Raw genomic sequence first — 263 nt, 5'->3', positions numbered from 1 at the left:
CCAGGAAAGACTGCGCCAATTACGTGAGGCCGATAGCGATGCAGAGCAAAATGCTCTGAGGCGCGAGGCGCGCGACTATATCGCGCGCGCCTATGCCGCCGCCCAGAATGATTACCGCACCCTGATGCTGATGACCGAACTGCGTCAGGGCCAACCCAACTATCCCAATGACAATGACATGCTGGCGATGGGGCTGACGTTGGATCGGGCGCCGCAATTGCCTGCCGTGCGCTTCAACTACGCTGCGGCGCTGGCGGAAAAGA

General features: G+C 60.5%; 1 protein-coding gene. It reads left to right on the top strand.

Annotated features, from left to right (window positions below; translation table 11 throughout):
• Window positions 1–263 (top strand): hypothetical protein (locus ACM5QX_RS29600; protein WP_414756766.1); only part of this gene is annotated, 263 nt, incomplete at both ends.

It is taken from the genome of Anabaena sp. CCY 9910 (assembly GCF_963920875.1).
Classification (GTDB): domain Bacteria; phylum Cyanobacteriota; class Cyanobacteriia; order Cyanobacteriales; family Nostocaceae; genus Trichormus; species Trichormus variabilis.
Note: the sequence above shows the minus strand (reverse complement) of the source record. Positions and strands in the feature narration are given on the sequence as shown.